Annotated in this window: 18 protein-coding genes; 2 read left to right on the top strand and 16 right to left on the bottom strand. The window is 73.3% G+C overall.

What is annotated here, in order from left to right; translation table 11 throughout:
* Window positions 1–24: 24 nt before the first annotated feature.
* The 12 genes from der to DRV96_RS01890 form a co-directional block, all read right to left on the bottom strand.
* A complete protein-coding gene (der, locus tag DRV96_RS01945; RefSeq protein WP_119287108.1) occupies window positions 25–1365 on the bottom strand; it encodes a ribosome biogenesis GTPase Der in 1341 nt (446 codons plus the stop codon).
* Window positions 1366–1384: 19 nt separating this feature from the next.
* The gene (bamB, locus tag DRV96_RS01940; protein ID WP_119287105.1) at window positions 1385–2503 is read right to left on the bottom strand and encodes an outer membrane protein assembly factor BamB; all 1119 of its coding nucleotides are present in this window, start codon (window positions 2501–2503) and stop codon (window positions 1385–1387) included.
* Window positions 2500–3162, bottom strand: coding sequence for a YfgM family protein (locus tag DRV96_RS01935; RefSeq protein ID WP_119287103.1), 663 nt, complete (start codon window positions 3160–3162; stop codon window positions 2500–2502). The genes bamB and DRV96_RS01935 overlap by 4 nt, the downstream gene beginning before the upstream one ends.
* Window positions 3163–3187: 25 nt before the next feature.
* Window positions 3188–4504, bottom strand: a complete 1317-nt coding sequence (hisS, locus tag DRV96_RS01930; RefSeq protein WP_119287101.1) for a histidine--tRNA ligase — start codon at window positions 4502–4504, stop codon at window positions 3188–3190.
* A gap of 79 nt (window positions 4505–4583) precedes the next feature.
* Window positions 4584–5879: a flavodoxin-dependent (E)-4-hydroxy-3-methylbut-2-enyl-diphosphate synthase gene (ispG, locus tag DRV96_RS01925; RefSeq protein WP_119287098.1), complete on the bottom strand. Its 1296-nt coding sequence runs from the start codon at window positions 5877–5879 to the stop codon at window positions 4584–4586.
* A gap of 39 nt (window positions 5880–5918) precedes the next feature.
* Window positions 5919–6797 carry a helix-turn-helix domain-containing protein gene (locus DRV96_RS01920; protein ID WP_119287096.1) on the bottom strand — a complete coding sequence of 293 codons (879 nt, stop codon included), beginning with the start codon at window positions 6795–6797 and terminating at the stop codon, window positions 5919–5921.
* The gene (gene pilW, locus DRV96_RS01915) at window positions 6790–7629 is read right to left on the bottom strand and encodes a type IV pilus biogenesis/stability protein PilW (protein WP_119287094.1); all 840 of its coding nucleotides are present in this window, start codon (window positions 7627–7629) and stop codon (window positions 6790–6792) included. The genes DRV96_RS01920 and pilW overlap by 8 nt, the downstream gene beginning before the upstream one ends.
* A 76-nt stretch (window positions 7630–7705) precedes the next feature.
* Entirely contained in the window at window positions 7706–8815 is a 1110-nt protein-coding gene (gene rlmN / locus DRV96_RS01910) for a dual-specificity RNA methyltransferase RlmN (protein ID WP_119287092.1), read from the bottom strand.
* Between the two features lie 82 nt (window positions 8816–8897).
* Window positions 8898–9323, bottom strand: coding sequence for a nucleoside-diphosphate kinase (ndk, locus tag DRV96_RS01905; RefSeq protein WP_119287090.1), 426 nt, complete (start codon window positions 9321–9323; stop codon window positions 8898–8900).
* Window positions 9324–9407: 84 nt separating this feature from the next.
* The gene (locus DRV96_RS01900; RefSeq protein WP_119287087.1) at window positions 9408–11183 is read right to left on the bottom strand and encodes a pseudouridine synthase; all 1776 of its coding nucleotides are present in this window, start codon (window positions 11181–11183) and stop codon (window positions 9408–9410) included.
* A complete protein-coding gene (gene scpB / locus DRV96_RS01895) occupies window positions 11180–11989 on the bottom strand; it encodes an SMC-Scp complex subunit ScpB (protein WP_119287084.1) in 810 nt (269 codons plus the stop codon). The genes DRV96_RS01900 and scpB overlap by 4 nt, the downstream gene beginning before the upstream one ends.
* Before the next feature lie 275 nt (window positions 11990–12264).
* Window positions 12265–13299: an RluA family pseudouridine synthase gene (locus DRV96_RS01890; protein WP_119287082.1), complete on the bottom strand. Its 1035-nt coding sequence runs from the start codon at window positions 13297–13299 to the stop codon at window positions 12265–12267.
* A gap of 59 nt (window positions 13300–13358) precedes the next feature.
* On the opposite strand from DRV96_RS01890, the gene DRV96_RS01885 reads away from it, so the two are divergent.
* Window positions 13359–14171: an outer membrane protein assembly factor BamD gene (locus DRV96_RS01885; protein ID WP_119287446.1), complete on the top strand. Its 813-nt coding sequence runs from the start codon at window positions 13359–13361 to the stop codon at window positions 14169–14171.
* Window positions 14172–14185: 14 nt separating this feature from the next.
* Here the strand turns inward: DRV96_RS01885 and DRV96_RS01880 are convergent, their stop codons facing one another.
* Both DRV96_RS01880 and DRV96_RS01875 read right to left on the bottom strand, forming a co-directional pair.
* A complete protein-coding gene (locus DRV96_RS01880; RefSeq protein ID WP_119287080.1) occupies window positions 14186–16171 on the bottom strand; it encodes a DNA repair helicase YoaA in 1986 nt (661 codons plus the stop codon).
* Window positions 16172–16352: 181 nt separating this feature from the next.
* Window positions 16353–16559, bottom strand: coding sequence for a YdcH family protein (locus tag DRV96_RS01875; RefSeq protein ID WP_119287077.1), 207 nt, complete (start codon window positions 16557–16559; stop codon window positions 16353–16355).
* Window positions 16560–16618: 59 nt separating this feature from the next.
* On the opposite strand from DRV96_RS01875, the gene DRV96_RS01870 reads away from it, so the two are divergent.
* Window positions 16619–17410 carry a PP2C family protein-serine/threonine phosphatase gene (locus tag DRV96_RS01870; protein ID WP_119287074.1) on the top strand — a complete coding sequence of 264 codons (792 nt, stop codon included), beginning with the start codon at window positions 16619–16621 and terminating at the stop codon, window positions 17408–17410.
* Window positions 17411–17427: 17 nt separating this feature from the next.
* Here DRV96_RS01870 and zapE read toward each other — a convergent pair whose 3' ends face one another.
* Window positions 17428–18525 carry a cell division protein ZapE gene (gene zapE, locus DRV96_RS01865; RefSeq protein WP_119287071.1) on the bottom strand — a complete coding sequence of 366 codons (1098 nt, stop codon included), beginning with the start codon at window positions 18523–18525 and terminating at the stop codon, window positions 17428–17430.
* A gap of 13 nt (window positions 18526–18538) precedes the next feature.
* Complete coding sequence (lpdA, locus tag DRV96_RS01860; protein WP_119287068.1) at window positions 18539–19966, bottom strand: dihydrolipoyl dehydrogenase; 1428 nt, start codon at window positions 19964–19966, stop codon at window positions 18539–18541.
* Window positions 19967–19972: the final 6 nt, after the last annotated feature.

Here is a 19972-nt window from a genome sequence, read left to right as displayed (position 1 = left end):
GCGCCGGCGCGATCACCGCGTCGGTTAAGTGTCGCGCTCGACGAAAGGGTTCCGCGCCGAGCGCAGTTCGATGCGCAGCGGCGTGCCGACGAGCTGGAAATGCTCGCGGATGCGGCCCTCGAGGTACCGCTTGTAGGCGTCGGTGACGTGTTCCAGCGCGGTGCCGTGGATCACGACGATCGGCGGGTTCATGCCGCCCTGGTGCGCGTAGCGCAGCTTGGGCCGAAACGCGCCGGCGCGCTTGGGCGCCTGGTGCGCGACGGCGTCGAGGACCAGGCGCGTGAGCACCGGCGTGGGCAGCTTGCGCGTGGCCGACGCGTAGGCCTCGCCGATCGCCTTCCACAGCGGCCCGAGCCCCTGGCGCTTGAGCGCCGAGATGTGCACGCGCGGCGCGTAGCGCAGGAACGCCAGCCGCTGCTCGAGCGAGCGCTCGAACTGCTCGCGCTGGTAGCGGTCGGCGGCGTCCCACTTGTTGACGGCGATCACGACCGCCCGGCCGGCGTCGAGGATGTAACCGGCGATGTGCGCGTCCTGCTCGCCCACGCCCTGCGTCGCGTCGAGCAGCAGCACGACGACGTGCGCGTCGGCGATCGCCTGCAGCGTCTTGACGACGGAAAACTTCTCGACCGCCTCGAACACGCGCCCCTTGCGGCGCAGCCCGGCGGTGTCGATCAGCTCGTAACGGCGCCCGCCGCGTTCGAGCGGCACGCGGATCGCGTCGCGCGTCGTGCCCGGCTGGTCGAACGCCACCAGCCGCTCCTCGCCGAGCCAGGCGTTGATCAGCGTGCTCTTGCCGACGTTGGGGCGCCCCGCCACCGCCAGGCGGATCGGCCGCTCGCCCTCGTCGCCCTCTTCAGGTTCGTGCGCGGGCGGCGGCAGCACCTCGAGCACCGCCTCCATCAGGCTGCGGATGCCCTGCCCGTGCGCCGCCGAGATCGGGTGCGGCTCGCCGATGCCCAGCTCGTGGAATTCGGCCAGGCGCGGCGAGTCGGACATCCCCTCGGCCTTGTTGACCGCCAGCAGCACCCGCTTGCCGGCCTGGCGCAGGTAGCGCGCGATGTCGTGATCCTGCGCCGACAGCCCGGCGCGCAGGTCGACGACGAAGATCACGGCGTCGGCCTCGGCGACCGCCTGCATCGTCTGCCGCGCCATCGCCGCGACGATGCCGGTGGGCTTCTGCGGTTCGAAGCCGCCGGTGTCGACGACGATCAGCTCGCGGCCGCCGAACTTGGCGTCGCCGTAGTGGCGGTCGCGCGTGAGCCCCGGCAGGTCGGCGACGATCGCGTCGCGCGTGCCGGTCAGCCGGTTGAACAGCGTCGACTTGCCGACATTGGCGCGGCCGACGAGCGCGACGACGGGCTTCATCGCCCTGCTCCGCACCCCGTCACGACGGCCGGAACGCGAACAGCCCGCCGCGGCGCGTGACGACGAGGACGGTGCTGCCCGACACCACCGGCGTGCCCACCACGGCAGAGCCGTCGGTGGCCAGGCGCAGCAGCGGCTCGCCGGTGGCGGCGGCCAGCCAGTGCAGGTAGCCCTCGGCGTCGCCGAACATCACCGTCGGGCCGAGCGCGATCGGCCCGCTGAGCCCGCGGTACAGGAAGCGCGGCGACGACCACAGCACCTCGCCGGTGGCCGTGTTCCACGCCGTGATGCGGTCGCTGCCGTCGGCCGCGAAGACACGCTGCGCGTCGCCGCCGACGGCCTGCGTGCCCCCCACCGGGCGGCTCCACACCTGCGTGACGCGCTCGGCGTCGATGCAGCCCACCGCGTGCTGGAATGCGCGCGCGCAAAACACCTGGCCCACGCGCAGCGGCGGGCCGACAAGGTCGGCCAGCCGCTCGACCTCGTTGGTGCCGCGCGGTGCCGCCAGCGGCACCTCCCAGCGCACGGTGCCGCGCAGCGGGTCGACGCCGGCCAGCCGCGCGCCCTGGCCGACGAGCAGCGTGTCACCGAACGCGGCGACGACGCCCGCCTGCGCCAGCGTCAGCGCCTCGCCCGGGCGCTGCAGCCGCCACAGGCGGCGGCCGTCGAGCGCGTCGAACGCGTGCACGGTGCGGTCGACGCTTATCACGAAGACGCGCTCGCCGGCCACCAGCGGCGGCGTCGCCACGCGCGCGGGCACGCGCTGGCGCCACGCGACGCGCGCGCCGTCGAGCACGACGACCTCGTTGTCGCGCGTGACGACGGCAGCGAAGCGGCCGTCGCTGCCGACGCCGGCGGTGATCGGCGCGCCCACCGCCGTGCGCCACAGCACGCGGCCGTCGTCGGCGGCCAGCGCGAGCACGCTGCCGTCGCCCGAGGCGACGACGAAGCGGTCGCCGACGACGGCCGGCGCGAGCGGGAAATCGACCGCTCCGACGCGCTGGCTCCACACCTGGCGGCCGGTGATCTTGGCGGTAAGCGGCTCGAGCCGCGTCGGCGGCGGCCGCGACGTCGACGAGCAGGCGGCGACGAGCAGCGCCGCCGCCAGCGCCGCCACGGCCGCGGTGCGACGCGTCATCGCGCGGCTCCGTCGGCCGCCGGCGCGGCGCCGAGCGCGGTCAGCTTGGCCTCGACGAGCTGGCGGTACTCGACGCTGGCGTCCATCGCGCGCCAGGCGGCCTGGTACGCGGCCTTGGCGTCGTCGCGGCGGCCGAGCGCCATCAGCGCGTCGCCGCGGCGGTCGGCCACCAGCGCCGCGAACGCGGCGTCCTTGACGGTATCGAGCAGCTTCAGCGCCTCGTCGGGCTTGCCGTCGTCGAGCAGCACACCGGCCAGCCGCAGCCGTGCGATCGCGCGGTACTCGTCCTCGGCGGCATGGTCGGCCACCCACTGCAGCGCGGCACGACCGGCGTCGCGCTGCTGCTGTTCGAACTGCACGCGCGCGGCCAGCAGGCCGCCCTTTTCGGCATACGCGGTGGACGGGTAGCGCTGCTTGAGGTCGTCGAACACGCGCGCGACGCGCGCCGCGTCACCGGCGTGCGCCGCGCGCTCGAGCTCGTCGAACATCGCCGCGGCCTTCATCGACTGACCGCGCTGGTACCAGGTCCAGCCGTTCCAGCCGGCGTACGAACCCAGCGCCACGATCAGCGTCCAGGTGATCAGGTTGCCGTACCGCTTCCAGAACGCCTTCAGCGCTTCGAGCTGTTCCTGCTCCTGCAGGTCGAGGGGAGTCGCCATGTCGGTGGAAAGGGACGCAGCCGGGTCAAAGCGTCGGATTATCGTCGAGGAGCTCGTGCGCCCACTGCGCTACCCGTGCCAGCGGGCGCGTGACCTGCGCGCCGGTGGCCTCGCCGGGGCGGGCACGCAGCGGCTTGAGCCCGACCTCGCCGCGGGCGAGTTCCTCGTCGCCGAACACGAGCGCCCACGTCGCACCGCTCGCGTCGGCACGCCGGAACTGCGCCTTCATGCTGCCGAAGCCGTCCTTGCCGCCGGCGTGCATCAGCACCGACACCCCAGCGGCGCGCAGCGCCTCGAGCACCGGCAAGGCCTGCGCGAGCACGGCCGGCGACGGCAGCACCGCGAAAGCGCGCGGCGGCACGGGCGCCGGCGCGACGCCGGCCTCGGCCAGCAGCAGCAGCAGCCGCTCGACGCCCAGCGCCCAGCCCACCGCGGGCGCCGGCTTGCCGCCGAGCTGCTCGATCAGCGGGTCGTAGCGCCCGCCACCGCACACCGTGCCCTGGGCGCCGAGGCGCTCGGTGATCCACTCGAACACGGTCAGGTTGTAGTAGTCCATCCCGCGCACGAGCCGCGGGTTGACGCGGTACTCGAGGCCCGCGGCATCGAGCACGCGCCGCAGGCCATCGAAGTGCGCGCGCGACTCGTCGCCGAGGTACTCGATGAGCTTCGGCGCCGCCTCGATCAGCGGCTGCATCGCCGGGTTCTTGCTGTCGAGGATGCGCAGCGGATTGGTGTGCAGCCGCCGGCGCGAGTCGTCGTCGAGCAGGTCGTGGTGCGCCTCGAAGTGCGCGACCAGCGCGGCGCGGTGCGCGCGCCGCTCGTGCGGCTGGCCCAGGCTGTTGATCTCCAGCCGCAGGTCGCGCCCCTCGACGAGGCCGAGCTCGCGCCACAGCGCGCGGCACATCAGGATCAGCTCGGCGTCGACGTCGGGCCCCGGGAAGCCGAGCGCCTCGGCGCCGATCTGGTGGAACTGGCGGTAGCGGCCCTTCTGCGGGCGCTCGTGGCGAAACATCGGCCCCATGTAGTACAGCCGCTTGCCGCCGTCGTGCAGCAGCGAGTGCTCGATCGCCGCGCGCACGACGCCGGCGGTGTTCTCGGGCCGCAGCGACAGCTGGTCGCCGTTCATCGCGTCGACGAACGAGTACATCTCCTTCTCGACGATGTCGGTCACCTCGCCGAGCCCGCGCACGAACAGCGCGGTCGGCTCCACGAGCGGCGTGCGGATGTTCTGGTAGCCGTAGCGCGCCATCAGGCCGCACAGCGTGCGCTCGAGCCACTCCCAGCGCGCCGAGTCGGGCGGCAGGATGTCGTTCATGCCCTTGACGGCTTGCAGCTTGTCCATGGTCTCGGGTGCGAAAAGTGGGGGGGTCGTCGCGGGGCCGCGGCCCCGCGCGCTGGCGCCAGGCCCGGGCAGCGGCCGTTCAGGCCGCCGAGGAATGGGGCGCGCCGAAGCGGCGCTCGATGTAGTCCTCGACGATCTTCTGGAACTCGGTGGCGATGCCCTCGCCGCGCAGCGTCATCGCCTTGTGGCCGTCGATGAACACCGGCGCGGCCGGCGCCTCGCCGGTGCCGGGCAGGCTGATGCCGATGTCGGCGTGCTTGCTCTCGCCCGGGCCGTTGACGATGCAGCCCATCACGGCGACTTTCATCGTCTCGACGCCGGGGTACTTCGACTTCCACACCGGCATCTGCGCGCGCAGGTAGTCGTCGATCTGCTTGGCCAGCTCCTGGAACGTCGTGCTCGTCGTGCGCCCGCAGCCCGGGCAGGCGGTGACACTCGGGTTGAACGTGCGCAGGCCGAGGGCCTGCAGGATCTCGAGCGCGACGACGACTTCCTGCGTGCGCGCCTCGCCCGGCTGCGGCGTCAGGCTCACGCGGATCGTGTCGCCGATGCCCTCCTGCAGCAGCACCGCCAGCGCCGACGCCGACGCCACGGTGCCCTTGGTGCCCATCCCGGCCTCGGTCAGCCCGAGGTGCAGCGCGTAATCGCACCGGCGCGCGAGCGCACGGTAGACGCTGATGAGGTCCTGCACGCCGCTGACCTTGCAGCTGATGACGATGTGGTCGGGATTCAGTCCAAGCTCGCGCGCGTACGCCGCCGACGACAGCGCCGACTGCACGAGCGCCTGGTACATCACCTGCTGCGCCTCCCACGGCTCGGGGCGCTTCGCGTTGTCGTCCATCAGCTGCGCGAGCAGCTCCTGGTCGAGGCTGCCCCAGTTGACGCCGATGCGCACGACCTTGTCGTACTTCATCGCCGCCTCGACCATCATCGCGAACTGGCGGTCGCGCTTGTCGCCCTTGCCGACGTTGCCGGGGTTGATGCGGTACTTGCTCAGCGCCTGCGCCATCGCCGGAAAGTCGGTGAGCAGGCGGTGGCCGTTGTAGTGGAAGTCGCCGACCAGCGGCACGTCGATGCCCATGCGGTCGAGCTGGTCGCGGATGTGCGGCACCGCCGCCGCCGCCTCGGGCGTGTTGACCGTGATGCGCACCAGCTCGGAGCCGGCCAGCGCGAGCTCCTTGACCTGGATCGCCGTCTCGATGACGTCGACGGTGTCGGTGTTGGTCATCGACTGCACGCGCACCGGCGCGTCGCCGCCGATCGTCACGACGCGGTCGCCCCACACGACGCGCGCCTGGCGCGAGCGGCGTGGCGCCGGCTGCGCGGCCTCGATCGGGCCGTCATCGGGGACGGGTTCGCTGTGCGGTCGGGTCATGGCGTCACTCGGGTCAGGCGCGCGTCGGGGCGCGCGGATTCACTCGAGGCTGATCCGCGCCACGTTGTCGCGCGTGCGCGTCGCGAGGTCGACCGCCTGGCCGCGAAACGTCACCGTCGTGCCCGTCACGTTGCCGATTGTCGCGCGCAGCGGCAAGGCCCCGTTCACGCCGACGGCTTCGCCCGCCTGCAGCGTGCGCGACAGCAGCACGTTGCCGTCGCGGTCACGCACCTCGACCCACGACGCCTCGCTGGCGCGCAGCAGCAGCGTGTCGGGCGCCGCTGCCGCGGGCGGTGTCGCGGCAGTCGTGGACGGGGCGGGTGCGGCCTGGGGCAGCGGCGCGGGAGACACGGGCTCGGCAGGCGCCGGCGCGGGCGCCTCGGACGCGGCCGGCTCGGCGGGTAGCGCCGGCTGCGCCACCGGCTCGACGGCGGGCGGCGGCTCGACGCGCACGGTCTCGGGGGCCTCGCTCACCGTCGGCCCGAACAGGTTCTGTGGCAGCAGGTAGACGACGGCCGCGGCGAGCAGCACGATCGCCGGCGCCCAGAAGATCGGCCGGTTGATGAGCGTCAGCTCGCCGCCGTCGTCGCGGCCGGGCCGGTCGCGAAACGGCGCATTCAGCCCGCTGGCGACCTGTTCGAGCCGCGCGGCGCCGTTCGGTCGCGGCAGCAGCGCGAGCACCGGCGCGGCGTCGATCTTCAGCGCGCGGCACACCGTCTGCGCGAGCGCGCGCGCAAACGCCGGGTCGGGCAGCTCGTCGTAGCGGTCCGCCTCGAGCGCCTCGAGCTTGCGCGGCGCGACCTTGATCGTCGTCGCGAGCACCGCGATGTGCAGCCCCTGCCGCTCCCGCGCCGCGCGCAGCAGCGCTCCGGCCGTCGAGGCCGCGGGCGGCGTCGGCTCGGCGGCGGCCTCAGTCATCGAAGCGCCGGCTCTCGAGCGCCGCCGCTTCTGGCGACTGCGGGAAGCGGCCGCGCAGCTGCCGCCCGTAGTCGGCCACGCCGGTGGCATTGCCCAACTTGTGTTCGATGCGCGCGGCCAGCCACAGCGTCTGCGCGTTGACCTGCTCGGGCACCGCGTTGACGCGCCCGATGTAGAAGCGCGCGCGTTCGTACTGCCCCAGGCGCAGCAGCACCTCGGCGAGGTTGAAGCCGGTGGCGGGGTTGGACGGGTCGAGCTCGTACGAGCGCGCCAGCGTGCGCTCGGCGAGCTCGTAGCGCCCCTCGCGCGCCTGGCACACGCCGCGCGCGAGCAGCGTGCGCGTGACGCCGCGGTAGTTCGGCAGCTCGAGCGCGCGCGCGAACATCGCGTCGGCTTCGGCGTAGCGGCGCTGCTGGCACATCACCCACGCCCAGTTGTGCATCGTCTCGCCGTCGCGCGGCGCGAGCTCGAGCGCGCGGCGAAAGCTCTCCTCGGCGAGCCTCATGTCGCCGAGGCTGGCGTAGACGAGGCCGCGCAGGTTGAAGGCGTCGGCGAAGTCGGGCTTGGCCGCCAGCGCCTGCTTGATCTCGTCGAGCGCCGTCTCGGTCTGGCCGCGGGCGAAGTAGTTACTGGCCAGCTCGACGCGCACGCGCGCGCGGCGCTCGGCGTCGGTGAGGTCGGAGGCGGTGCGCACCTCGGAGGCACCACCCGCACCGTCGGTCGTCGCGCAGCCGGCGCCGAGCCCGGCGGCCAGCGCGGCGATCGTCAGGGCGGCCCACGCCGCGGCAGCGCGGGCGCGGCGGGTCGGCTGCGGGCAGGCGATGGCGGGCATGGGGCTGCGGGCTCCTGGCAGGCGGGGCGTCGGGCTCGTGCCGCGGGGGACCTTCGCGCGCGTGCGCATCAGGGCATCAGGGGTTGGCTGCCGCAGCCGGGGCGCGCAGCGGCGCGCGCACCAACCGCAGGTGCACCCGGGTGCGGTCCTGCACCTCGCCGGCGAGCTGGCCGCAGGCCGCGTCGATGTCGTCGCCGCGCGTCTTGCGCACAGTCGTCACGATGCCGGCGTCCTGCAGCACGCGGGCGAACGCGGCGACGCGCTCGCGCGGCGAGCGCTTCAACCCCGACGCCGGGAAGGGGTTGAACGGGATCAGGTTGAACTTGCACGGCACGCGGACCTTGACGAGGCGCACCAGCTCGCGCGCGTGCGCGTCGCTGTCGTTGACGCCGTCAAGCATGCAGTACTCGAAGGTCACGAAGTCGCGCGGCGCGCGCTCGAGGTAGCGCACGCAGGCATCGAGCAGCGCGTCGATGCCGTCCTTGCGGTTGAGCGGCACCAGCGCGCTGCGCAGCGCGTCGTTGGGCGCGTGCAGCGACACCGCCAGCGCCACCGGGCAGTCCTCGCGCAGGCGGTCGATCATCGCGACCATGCCCGAGGTCGAGACCGTCACGCGCCGGCGCGACAGGCCGTAGCCGTGGTCGTCGAGCATGACCTTCAGCGCCGGCACCAGCGCCGCGTAGTTCTGCAGCGGCTCGCCCATGCCCATCATCACGACGTTGTCGATCACGCGCTCGCCGCCGGGCTGGCGCAGCCGGTGCTCGGCGAACCACAGCTGCGCGACGATCTCGCCGGTGGACAGGTTGCGGCTGAAGCCCTGGTGACCGGTGCTGCAGAAGCGGCAGCCGACCGCGCAGCCGGCCTGCGACGACACGCACAGCGTGCCGCGGTCGTCCTCGGGGATGTAGACGGTCTCGACGGCGTTGCCGCCGCCGACGTCGAACAGCCACTTGACGGTGCCGTCGGCGCTGCGGTGCTCGCTGATCAGCGGCAGCCCGCGCACTTCGGCGACCCCGGCGAGCTTGCCGCGCAGCGACTTCGCGAGGTCCGACATGCGATCGAAGTCGGACTCGCCTTTCTGGTGGATCCAGCGAAACAGCTGGACCGCGCGGAAGCGCTTCTCGCCCAGGCCCTCGCAGTACGCCGCCAGCGCGTCGAGGTCGAAGTCGAGCAGGTTGACCGTCATGTCAGCGCGCGCCGCTGGCGCTGCGGCAGGCCGCGCGCCCGGCCGCGGGCCGCGAGCGAAGCGGGCACGGGCGCGTCATGCCTCAGCGGCTGTAGATGTTCATCGCCGGGAAGAAGAACGCCACCTCGACGGCGGCGGTCTCCGGCGCGTCGGAGCCGTGCACCGCGTTGGCGTCGATGCTGTCGGCGAAGTCGGCGCGGATCGTGCCCTCGGCGGCCTTCTTCGGGTCGGTGGCGCCCATCAGCTCGCGGTTCTTCGCAATCGCGTTCTCGCCCTCGAGCACCTGCACCATCACCGGGCCCGAGGTCATGAAGCTGACGAGATCGTTGAAGAACGGGCGCGACTTGTGCACCGCATAGAACGCCTCGGCCTCGGCGCGCGACAGGTGCAGCATCTTCGCGGCGACGATCTTCAAGCCGGCGGCTTCGAAACGCGCGTAGATCTGGCCGATCACGTTCTTCGCGACGGCGTCTGGCTTGATGATCGACAGGGTGCGCTCGATGGCCATGACTTTATTCTCCTGAATCAAGAACTTGGCAAAGTTTTGTATTGTAGTCGCCAGCGCCCGCCGGGCGGTCGGGCGCGCCGCGCCTCAGCGCCCGCCGCGGCGGCCGCCGCCGCGCCCCGAGCGGGTCTTGCGCTGCAGCGCATCGGCGCCGATGTAGCCGACCGAGGTCTGCATCGGGTCGGGCTGGCGCGGCGTCGTCCCGCCGCCTTTGCCCTTCGCGGCGCCCTTGCCGCCTGCCTTCCCCCCACCGCGGCGGGTACCGAGCAGCGGCCGCTCCTTCTGGACGAAGCGCTTGTCGTAGGTCTGCTGCAGCGGGTTCGGGATCGGGCCGTCCTCGTCGAGTTCGCGCCGCGGGGCGCGCTCGCGCTGCAGCGCCCGCTTGTCGTAGGTCTGCTGCAGCGGGTTCGGGATCGGGCCGTCGTCGTCGATCTCGCGCCGCGGCGTGCGCTCGCGCTGCAGCGCGCGCTTGTCGTAGGTCTGCTGCAGCGGACTGGGGATCGGCCCGCCTTCGAAGCGGTCGGCGGCTTCGCTGCCCTCGGCGCCACGCCCGCCGCGACCCCGGCGGCGTCGACGCGACGTGCGCCCGCCGCCTTCGCCGTCGGCCGCGCGCGCCGCCGCTGGCTGCGCGGCGCGGCGGATCGCCTTGACGTCGGCTTCGCCGAGCTCGACCCACGCGCCGCGCTTGAGCCCGCGCGGCAGCACGACGGTGCCGTAGCGGATGCGGATCAGCCGGCTGACGGTCAGCCCGACGGCGTCGAACAGGCGCCGCACCTCGCGGTGGCGCCCTTCGGTGATCACGACGCGGTACCAGTGGTTGGCCCCTTCGCCGCCACCGTCGACGATCGATTCGAACTTGGCCGGCTGGCCGTCGATCTCGACGCCCTCGAGCAGCCGCCGGCGCGCCTCGTCGTCGAGCAGGCCGAGCACGCGCACTGCGTACTCGCGCTCGACACCGAAGCGCGGGTGCATCAGCTGGTTGGCCAGCTCGCCCGAGTTCGTGAACAGAAGCAGGCCCTCGGTGTTGATGTCCAGCCGCCCGACCGACTGCCACTTGCCCTGGTGCAGTTTCGGCAGCCGGCGGAACACCGTCGGGCGCTGCTGCGGGTCGTCGTGGGTGACGATCTCGCCGGCGGGCTTGTGGTAGGCGAGCACGCGCGGCGGCGGCGGCGCGATGCGCAGCTTGATCGGCTTGCCGTTGACCTTGACCTGGTCGCCCCAGCTGATGCGCTGGCCCGTGTGCGCCGGCTCGCCGTTGACGGTGATGCGCCCCTCGAGGATCAGCTGCTCCATGTCGCGCCGCGAGCCGATGCCCGCCTGCGCGAGCACCTTGTGCAGCTTGGGCGCGTCGGGCTCGGGGGCCAGCACGCGCTTGATCGGCGCGGGCTCGACGGTCTCGGTGTCGGCGGGCGGCTCGGCATCGAACGCGCCGGACACGACGGCGCCGAACACCGCATCGGGGTCGGCCCGCTCGGCGAGGACGGCCTCGACGGGTGGCGCTTCGGCGACGACCTCTCCGGACACTTCGCCGCCGCCCGGTGCCGCCGCGGCGGCAGTGCCGTCGCGCCGCCCGCGCCCGCGCCGGCCGCGACGGCGGTTGCGCCCGCTGCGGGCCGGACGCGCCTGCGCGGCGTCGCCTTCGCCCGCAGCGCCCGCCGCAGCCTCAGCGGCGTCGGCGGGGGCCGCGGCGTCAGCGCCGGTGGCGAAGGCCCCACCCTCGCCAGGCGCCGCCTCGGCCGGTCCGGCGCTCGCGCCGCGGGCCCGCCGCGACGACGGCTTGGCCGGTGCCGCGGCCGCGGGCTCGGCGCGCGCATCGTCGGCGGGCGCGGGCGGCGGCGTGAAGTCGGGGTCGGTCGCGTTCATGGCTGTGGCGGTGACGAGGATTCGGACAGGGGATCGTGGGACGTCGGGCGCGGCGACGACGCGTCGTCGGTGGCCGCCGCCGCTGCGCCCGGCGCCGCGTCGGCGGCCGGCGCGGCGGGCGCGCCGTTCGCAGCCTCGGTGTCGGCGATGGCGTCGGCGGCGGCCTCGCTGACCGCAACCGCGGTGGGCGCGTTGGCCGCCACGGCGGACTCGCCGCCGGTGCCACTGTCGACGTGCTCGGCGACGTCGAGCAGCGACGGCTGCAACGGTGGCGCTTCGGCCAACGCCGCGGGGCTCGCGCCGTCGATGGCCGGCAGATCGGCCAGGCTCGCCAGGCCAAGATCGTCGAGGAACTGCCGCGTCGTGCCGTACAGCGCCGGGCGGCCCGGCGCGTCGCGGTGGCCAATGACTTCGATCCAGCCGCGGTCCTCGAGCTGCTTGACGATCTGGCTGCCCACCGTGACGCCGCGGATGTCCTCGATGTCGCCGCGCGTCACGGGCTGGCGGTACGCGATGATGGCCAGCGTCTCGAGCACCGCGCGCGAATAGCGCGGCGGCTTCTCGGGATGCAGGCGGTCGAGGAACTCGCGCATCTCGGGACGGCTCTGGAAGCGCCATCCCGAGGCGAGCGTGACGAGCTCGACCCCGCGGCCGGCCCAGTCGCTGGCCAGCTCGTCGAGCAGGCTGCGCAGCGTGTCGGCGCCGACCTGGTCGTCGAACAGCTGGCGCAGTTCGCGCAGCGACAGCGGCTGCGCTGCGCACAACAGCGCAGTCTCGAGCACGCGCTTGGCGTCGTCGGTGTTCATCGGGATCGGTCGGCGGGCCGCTGGGCGGCCGGGCGCAGTGCGTACGTTCGGGTTGTCGCGGGTTTGCGGTCTGCGTGCGAACCACGCAGTCCGGCAAGGCACCGGTCGGGGTCTTCCTGCTCGAAGCCGGTCGCGCGGTGTAATCGCCACCGTCGGTGCGGCGCGCAGCGCGATCGACCGCTCGTTGGCCGCTGCCGGCGGCACGCCGGCAGCGGGGATCGCCCGCCGTGCCGGCCACGTCGGACACGCGCGCCTGCCGCGCCTCGTGTCCCGGGTCATTCGGAACCGGAACGCATTGTAGCCGCTGGCGCAGCGCCGACCACCTGCTGCCACGCCCGCGCGAGGTCGGCCGGCAGCGGCCGCTCGAACTGCAACCACGCGCCCGACACCGGGTGTGCAAAACCCAGGCGCGCCGCGTGCAGTGCCTGCCGCTCGACGCCCAGCGCCGGCGCCCCGCCGTACAGTGCGTCGGCCACCAGCGGATGGCCGCGGTGCGCCAGGTGCACGCGGATCTGGTGGGTGCGCCCGGTGTGCAGACGGCACCACACCGCGCTGACGCCCCGCGCATGCGCCACCGGCGTGACTTCGGTGCGCGCCGGCTTGCCGTGCGCGACGACGGCCATGCGCACACGCACGCGAGGGTCGCGGCCGATCGGTGCCTCGACCGTGAACGGCGCCGCGCCGACGTCGCCGTGCGCCAGCGCCTGGTACTCGCGCCGCACCTCGCGCGCGGCGATCGCGCGCACCAGCGCGGTCATCGCGGGCAGCGTCCGCGCGACGACCATCAGCCCCGAGGTGTCCTTGTCGAGCCGGTGCACGATGCCGGCGCGCGGCAGCGCGGCCGCGCCGGCGTCGCGCGCCAGCAGGCCGTTGACCAGTGTACCCGACCAGTTCCCGGGCGCGGGGTGCACGACCAGCCCGGCGGGCTTGTCGATCACGAGCACGTCGTTGTCCTCGTGCACGACGACGAGCGCCATCGGCTGCGGCCGGAACGCGCGCGCCTGCGCGGTGGGCACCAGCTCGACCGCAAGGCGCTGGCCGGCGCGCACCGCGCGCGAGGCCATGGTCGCCACCTCGCCGTCGACGCGCACGTGGCCGCGCTCGATCAAGCCTTGCAGATGGCTGCGCGAGAACTCGGGGGCCAGCGCGACGAGCGCCTTGTCCAGCCGCAGGCCGTGCAGCGCGGCGTCGACCACGCGCTCACGCAGCTCAACGGCGCCTTCGCCGCCACCGGCGGCGTCACCCGCCTCGTCGTCGTCCCAGTCGGGCTCGCCGGGGGGCTGACGGGGGGTGTCGACGGGTCGGGCCATTACACTGCGCGCTGGTTGGAACGGAGCGCGCGTCGGACGTGCCGGCGCCCACGATGAACATGATCCGAAGCCGCGGCCCTTGGGCCGCCTCGAAGACGATCGCCGCGCTGGGTCTGGCGGCGCTGCTGGCCGCCTGCGGCGGCACGCCCAAGGTCGACGACAACCGGACGGCCGAGGCATTGTATGCAGAGGCCCGCGACGACCTCGCGTCGGGCAACTACGAGCGCGCGATCGCGACGCTCGAGCGCGTCGAGGGCCGCGCCGCCGGCACGCTGCTCGCGCAGCAGGCACAGCTCGAACTGGCCTACGCGCGCTGGAAGAGCGGCGAGCGCGAACAGGCGCTGGCCGGTCTGGACCGCTTCATCCGGCTGAACCCGTCGAGCCCGGCGATCGACTACGCGATGTACCTGCGCGGGCTCGTGAACTTCGTCGACAACCTGGGCTTCTTCGGCAACCTGTCGGGGCAGGAGCTGTCGGAGCGCGACCAGCAGGCCTCGCGCGAGGCCTACCAGTCGTTCAAGCAGCTCGTCGACATGTACCCGCAGTCGAAGTACGCCGACGACGCGCGCGTGCGCATGGACTACATCGTCAACGCGCTGGCCGAGTACGAGGTCCACGTCGCGCGCTACTACTACCGGCGCGGCGCCTACGTGGCGGCGGCCAACCGCGCGCAGTACGCGCTGCAGGAGTACCGCCAGGCGCCGGCCGCCGAAGAGGCGCTGTACCTGCTCGCGCGCAGCTACGACCGGCTCGGCCTCGCGACGCTGCGCGACGACGTCGAGCGCGTGCTCAAGCTCAACTTCCCCGACAGCCGATTCCTGCGCGGCGGCGAGCTCGTCGAACGCGAGCGCCCCTGGTGGCGGCTGTGGTGAGCTGAGCCCGCGCGTCAGCCGCCGTCTCGTTCGGCCGCCAGCTGCCTCAGCCAGTCCATCGCCTGCGCCTCGTCGCGCAGCAGCGGCATCGGCGGCAGCGCAGCGCGCAGCCGCGCGCCATAGCCCATCTGCGTCAGCCGCGGGTCGCACACGACGAGCAGGCCGCGGTCGGTCTCGGTGCGGATCAGCCGCCCGGCGCCCTGCTTCAGCGACACCGCGGCCTCGGCGACGAAGTACTCGTTGAACGCCGAGCGCCCGGCACGCTCGATCTGCCGCACACGTGCCTCGACGAGCGGGTCGTTCGGCGGCGGGAACGGCAGTTTGTCGATCACGACGCACTGCAGCGCGTCGCCCGGCACGTCGATGCCTTCCCAGAAGCTCTGCGAGCCGGCGAGCACGGCCTGCGGCCGCGCGACGAAGCGCTGCAGCAGCGCGCGCTTGGGCTCGTCGCCCTGCACGAGCACGTCGAGCCCGCTGTCGGCGAGGTGTTCGCGCAGCGCCTGCGCCACCACGTCGAGCGCGCGCAGCGTCGTCGTCAGCACGAAGGTGCGCCCGCCGAGCACCTGCGCACAGCGGCGCGCGATCTCGGCGACCGCCGGCGCGTGTGCGGCGTCGCCGGGCCGGGGCAGCCGCGGCGGCACCCACAGCCGCGCGTGCGCCGCGTAGTCGAACGGGCTGCCGAGCTTGAGCGTCGTCGCGTCGTCGAGGCCCGCGGGACCGGTGAACCACGACAGGCGCTCGTCGTCGCCGAGCGTGGCCGACGTGAAGACCCAGGCCTTCGGCGCGGCCGCGCGCTGCGCGGCCATCGTCGCGCGGATGTCGAGCGCCGACTCGACCAGGCGCACGTGCAGCGAGGTCAGGTCGACCCAGCGCACGCGGTCATCGGGGGCGGCGCCGGCGAACTGGCGCGCCAGCCGCGCCAGGCCGAGCGCGCGCTGCTGCAGGCGCGGGAAGTCGGGGGCCAGTTCGCTCACCGTGTCCAGCGCCGCGGCAGCGCCGTCGGCGGCCGCCGCGAGCGCGGCCAGCGCCTCTGCGAAACCCTGCCGGGCGACGACGTCGCTCCAAGGCCGCCTCGCAGATCCGCGCACGGCCCCGCCGGCCGACAGCCGCAGCTCGCGCGCGGCACGGTCGCAGGCGGCCGCGAGGTCGGACCACGGCTGCAGCCCGCGCGCCCACTGCAGCCCGGCGGCGAGCAGGTCGCGCGCGAAGTCGACCACCGCGGCGCTGGCCAGCGTCGTGCCGAGGAACTGCACGCCGGCCTCGACGAGCTGGTGCGCCTCGTCGAAGACGGCGGCGTCGACGGTGGGCAGCAGCTCGGCGACGCCGCTGTCGCGCAGCGCGAGGTCGGCGAAAAACAGGTGGTGGTTGACGACGACGATGTCGGCGGCCATCGCGTCGCGGCGCGCGGCCATCACGTGGCAGTCGCGCCACTGCGGGCAGTCGCTGCCCAGGCAGTTGTCGCGTGTCGACGTGACGAGCGGAATGACCGGCGAGCGCTCGTCGAGCCCGGTGAGTTCGGCCAGGTCGCCGCTGCGCGTCGTCGTCGCCCACTGCTCGACGCGCGCCAGCGCGCGCACCGCGAGGCGGTCGGGCAGCTGCGCCGACTGCCGCGCCTGCTGCAGCCGGTGCAGGCACAGGTAGCTCGCGCGGCCCTTGAGCAGCGCCAGCCGCACCGGCACGTGCAGCGCCTGCGCGAGCCGCGGCAAGTCGCGCAGGTACAGCTGGTCCTGCAGACTCTTGGTGGCCGTGCTGACGAGCGCGCGCCGCCCCGACAGCAGCAGCGGCACGAGGTACGCGAACGTCTTGCCGACGCCGGTGCCGGCCTCGACGACGAGCGCCGAGCGCGTCTCGATCGCGCGTGCGACGGCGCGCGCGAAGACCTGCTGCACCTCGCGCTCGACGTAGCCGGCGTCGGCGCGCGCCAGCGGCCCGCCGGCAGCGAACGCCGCTTCGACCGCTGGCTCCAGTTCGTCGGTGACCGTGTCCCCGTGCACCGACATCAGGCCGCACGACCCCGGCGCAGTCGAGAACCCGAGCGCCACGCGATCGCGTCGAGCGGCCGCCGCGGATGCGGCTCGGCCGGTTCGCTGGCGGCGCCCCGCCCGGGGGCCGAGCGGCGACGTGCGAAAGCCTGCCGGCATGCCAGCCGGCAGGCTGCAGCCGCTGCGGGGGGGAGCCCGTTCACGCCGGCTCGGGCGGCTCGAGCTGCGCCTCGAGCCGCGCGATCTGGTCGCGCAGCAGCAGACGCCGCTTCTTCAGCCGCCGCAACGCCAGGTCGTCGCCCGGCCGGTCCAGCGCCGCGCGGTCGATCAGGTCGTCGAGGTCGGCATGCTCGATGCGCAGCTCGATCAGCCGGCGCTGGGGCGAATGCAGGTTCTCGTCGTTCATCACGAAGCGCCGCGCAGTGTAGCTTTCGCACGCAGGCGCTGCCGTATAGTCGGCGCGCCATGTCGAAAGCGCCCTCTGCTTACCGCCTCTCGGCGGCCACCGCGCTGCACCGCGGAGACCGCCTGTACCAGCAGGACCAGGTGCAGATCCTCGTGCACGACAAGGTCCCCGGTTGCACGCTGGCCATCGTGGCCGACGGCATGGGCGGCAAGAGCGGCGGACGCAAGGCGGCCGACCAGGTCATCCTGACGGCACGCCAGCTGTTCGAGCGCTTCACGCCCAAGGACGACGACCCGGCCGAGCTGCTGCGCCAGCTCGTGCTCGAGGCGCACCTGATGATCAAGCTCACCGCGATCACCGCCGAGGAGGAGCCGCACAGCACCGTCGCCGCGTTCCTGATCACGCCGGGGCTGCGCTGCGACGTCGTCCACGCCGGCGACTCGCGCGTGTACCACTTCCGCGGCGCGGCGATGATCGGCCGCACCAGCGACCACTCCTACGTGCAGCGCCTGCTCGACGAGGGCACGCTCAGCGAGGAGGAAGCCAACACGCACCCGCAGTCGAACCTGCTGACCGGCTGCCTGGGCACGCAGCAGGAGCCGCCGATCACGCTGGCGCGCATCGACCAGCTGGCGATCGGCGACACGCTGTTGGCCTGCAGCGACGGCCTGTGGCATTACTTCACGCCCGCCGAGTTCGGCGACGTCGTGCACTCGCTGCCGCCGCGCGAGGCGAGCGAGCTGCTGGTCGAGAAGGCGCGCCAGCGCGCGCGCGGCGCCGGCGACAACCTGTCGCTGGCGATGATCAAGGTCGAGGCCCTGGACCGGCCCAAGCCCGCGCCGGCGCGCTGAGCGCGCGCCGGCGGCGCTCAGGTCAGCCGCGTGTCGACCTCGCGTCGACCCTGGGCCAGATACTCGGCCGACTGCATCTCGTGCAGCCGCGAGACGGTGCGCGGGAACTCATGCGCCAGCGGTCCCTCGAGGTAGAGCTGCTCGGGCGGCACCTGCGCCGAGACGATCAGGCGCACGCGGCGGTCGTACAGCACGTCGACGAGCCACGTGAAGCGCCGTGCCTCGCTGGCCAGCCGCGGCGGCATCTGCGGCACGCCCGACAGCAGCACGGTGTGGAAGCGCGAGGCGATCTCGAGGTAGTCGTTCTGTGAACGCGGACCGCCGCACAGCGCCGCGAAGTCGAACCACACGACGCCGCCGGCACGCCGGCGCGCGCGCAGCACACGGTGCTCGATGTGAAGCTCGGGGTCTTCGTCGCGCGCCTCGGCGAGCTGCTCGAACGCGGCCTCGAGCGCCGCGTCGGCCTCGGGGCCCAGCGGCGTGTGGTAGGTCTGCAGACGTTCGAGCGTGCGGCGGCGGTAGTCGGTGCCGCCGTCGACGTCGACGACCTCGAGCTTGTCCTTCAGCAGCTCGATCGCCGGCAGGATGCGGTCGCGGTGCAGCCCGTGGGGGTACAGCGCGTCGGGGTGGAAGTTCGACGTCGTCACGATGCTCACGCGCTGGTCGAACAGCGCCTTGAGCAGGCGGTGCAGGATCATCGCGTCGGTGACGTCGGCGACGTGGAACTCGTCGAAACAGATCAGCCGGAAGCGGCGCGCGATGCGCCGGCCGAGCTCGTCGAGCGGGTTGGCGGTGCCCTTGAGCTCCTGCAGCTCGCGGTGCACCTCGCGCATGAACTCGTGGAAGTGCAGCCGCGTCTTGCGCTTGAGCGGCACGGACTGGAAGAAGCAGTCCATCAGGAAGCTCTTGCCGCGCCCGACGCCGCCGTGCATGTACACACCGCGCGGGATCGGCGGCTTGACGAACATGCGCTGCAGCGCCGTGCGCCGGCGCGCCAGGTACGCGAGCCACTCGTTCTCGCAGCGCTCGAGCGCGTCGACGGCGCGCAGCTGCGCCGGGTCGGGCAGGAACCCGCGCTCGCGCAGCGCGTTCAGGTAGACCTGCCGGACGCCCACCGCGCGCGGCCGCTCAGAAATTCAGCGCGCGCTTGTCGACCGCGAGCGCGGCTTCCTTCGTCGCCTCCGACAGCGACGGATGCGCATGGCAGATGCGCGCGATGTCTTCGCTGCTGGCGCGGAACTCCATCGCGACGACCGCCTCGGCGATCAGCTCGCTGGCCATCGGGCCGACGATGTGCACGCCGAGGATCTCATCGGTGGCGGCGTCGGCGAGGACCTTGACCATCCCGGTCGTGTCGCCGAGCGCGCGTGCGCGCCCGTTGGCCGCGAACGGGAACGTGCCGGCCTTGTAGGCGCGGCCGGCCGCCTTGAGCTGCTGCTCGGTCTGGCCGACCCACGCGATCTCGGGGCTGGTGTAGATGACCCACGGAATCGTGTTGAAGTCGACGTGGGGGTGCTGGCCGGCGATGCGCTCGGCCACCGCCGCGCCCTCCTCCTCGGCCTTGTGCGCGAGCATCGGACCGCGCACGACGTCGCCCACGGCCCACACGCCGGGCAGGTTCGTGCGGCACTCGGCGTCGACGACGATCGCGCCGCGCTCGTCGAGCTGGAGCCCGACCGCCTCGGCGTTGAGGCCCGTCGTGTTCGGCACGCGGCCGATCGAGACGATCAGCCGCTCGACCTCGAGCGTCTGCGCCGCGCCCTTGGCGTCGGTGTAGGCGACCGTAACGCCCTTCTTGCCCGCCTGGATCTCGCCGACCTTGACACCGAGCTCGATCTTCAGGCCCTGCTTCGTGAACGCCTTGTGCGCCTCCTTCGCGATCTGCTCGTCGACGGCACCGAGGAAGGTCGGCAGCGCTTCGAGCACCGTCACCTGCGCGCCGAGGCGGCGCCACACCGAGCCCATCTCGAGCCCGATCACGCCCGAGCCGATCAGGCCCAGCGTCTTCGGCACCGCCGGGATGCGCAGCGCGCCGTCGTTGCTGAGGATGCGCTCCTCGTCGAACGCGACGCCCGGCAGTGCCCGCGGGTTCGAACCGGTGGCGACGATCACCTGCTTGCCCACCAGCGTCTCGTCCTGCGCGCCGCGGACCTGGATCTCCCAGCCGCCGTCGACGGCCTTCACGAACGAGCCGCGGCCGTGGAAGAAGCTGACCTTGTTCTTCTTGAACAGGTACAGGATGCCGTCGTTGTTCTGCTTCACGACGGTGTCCTTGCGCGCGAGCATCTTCGCGACGTCGATGCGCAGGTTGTCCAGGCCGATGCCGTGCGCGGCGAAATGGTGGCCGGCGTGCTCGAAGTACTCGCTGCTTTGCAGCAGCGCCTTGCTCGGGATGCAGCCGACGTTGGTGCAGGTGCCGCCGGGGGCCGGGCCGCCGGTGGCGTTCTTCCACTCGTCGATGCAGGCCGTGTTGAAGCCGAGCTGGGCGGCGCGGATCGCGGCGATGTAGCCGCCGGGGCCGCCGCCGATCACGATGACGTCGAAGGTCTTGGACATGGGTGG

This window comes from Azohydromonas sediminis (assembly GCF_003574675.1).
GTDB lineage: Bacteria > Pseudomonadota > Gammaproteobacteria > Burkholderiales > Burkholderiaceae_C > Calidifontimicrobium > Calidifontimicrobium sediminis.
The sequence above is the reverse complement of the archived record's forward strand: the minus strand, read 5'-3'. Positions and strand labels throughout refer to the sequence as shown.

Bases quoted from the DNA above. Each gene is read 5' to 3' on its own strand.
- der (WP_119287108.1), bottom strand. From the start codon at position 1,365: ATGAAGCCCGTCGTCGCGCTCGTCGGCCGCGCCAATGTCGGCAAGTCG.
- bamB (WP_119287105.1), bottom strand. From the start codon at position 2,503: ATGACGCGTCGCACCGCGGCCGTGGCGGCGCTGGCGGCGGCGCTGCTC.
- DRV96_RS01935 (WP_119287103.1), bottom strand. From the start codon at position 3,162: ATGGCGACTCCCCTCGACCTGCAGGAGCAGGAACAGCTCGAAGCGCTG.
- hisS (WP_119287101.1), bottom strand. From the start codon at position 4,504: ATGGACAAGCTGCAAGCCGTCAAGGGCATGAACGACATCCTGCCGCCC.
- ispG (WP_119287098.1), bottom strand. From the start codon at position 5,879: ATGACCCGACCGCACAGCGAACCCGTCCCCGATGACGGCCCGATCGAG.
- DRV96_RS01920 (WP_119287096.1), bottom strand. From the start codon at position 6,797: ATGACTGAGGCCGCCGCCGAGCCGACGCCGCCCGCGGCCTCGACGGCC.
- pilW (WP_119287094.1), bottom strand. From the start codon at position 7,629: ATGCCCGCCATCGCCTGCCCGCAGCCGACCCGCCGCGCCCGCGCTGCC.
- rlmN (WP_119287092.1), bottom strand. From the start codon at position 8,815: ATGACGGTCAACCTGCTCGACTTCGACCTCGACGCGCTGGCGGCGTAC.
- ndk (WP_119287090.1), bottom strand. From the start codon at position 9,323: ATGGCCATCGAGCGCACCCTGTCGATCATCAAGCCAGACGCCGTCGCG.
- DRV96_RS01900 (WP_119287087.1), bottom strand. From the start codon at position 11,183: ATGAACGCGACCGACCCCGACTTCACGCCGCCGCCCGCGCCCGCCGAC.
- scpB (WP_119287084.1), bottom strand. From the start codon at position 11,989: ATGAACACCGACGACGCCAAGCGCGTGCTCGAGACTGCGCTGTTGTGC.
- DRV96_RS01890 (WP_119287082.1), bottom strand. From the start codon at position 13,299: ATGGCCCGACCCGTCGACACCCCCCGTCAGCCCCCCGGCGAGCCCGAC.
- DRV96_RS01885 (WP_119287446.1), top strand. From the start codon at position 13,359: ATGATCCGAAGCCGCGGCCCTTGGGCCGCCTCGAAGACGATCGCCGCG.
- DRV96_RS01880 (WP_119287080.1), bottom strand. From the start codon at position 16,171: ATGTCGGTGCACGGGGACACGGTCACCGACGAACTGGAGCCAGCGGTC.
- DRV96_RS01875 (WP_119287077.1), bottom strand. From the start codon at position 16,559: ATGAACGACGAGAACCTGCATTCGCCCCAGCGCCGGCTGATCGAGCTG.
- DRV96_RS01870 (WP_119287074.1), top strand. From the start codon at position 16,619: ATGTCGAAAGCGCCCTCTGCTTACCGCCTCTCGGCGGCCACCGCGCTG.
- lpdA (WP_119287068.1), bottom strand. From the start codon at position 19,966: ATGTCCAAGACCTTCGACGTCATCGTGATCGGCGGCGGCCCCGGCGGC.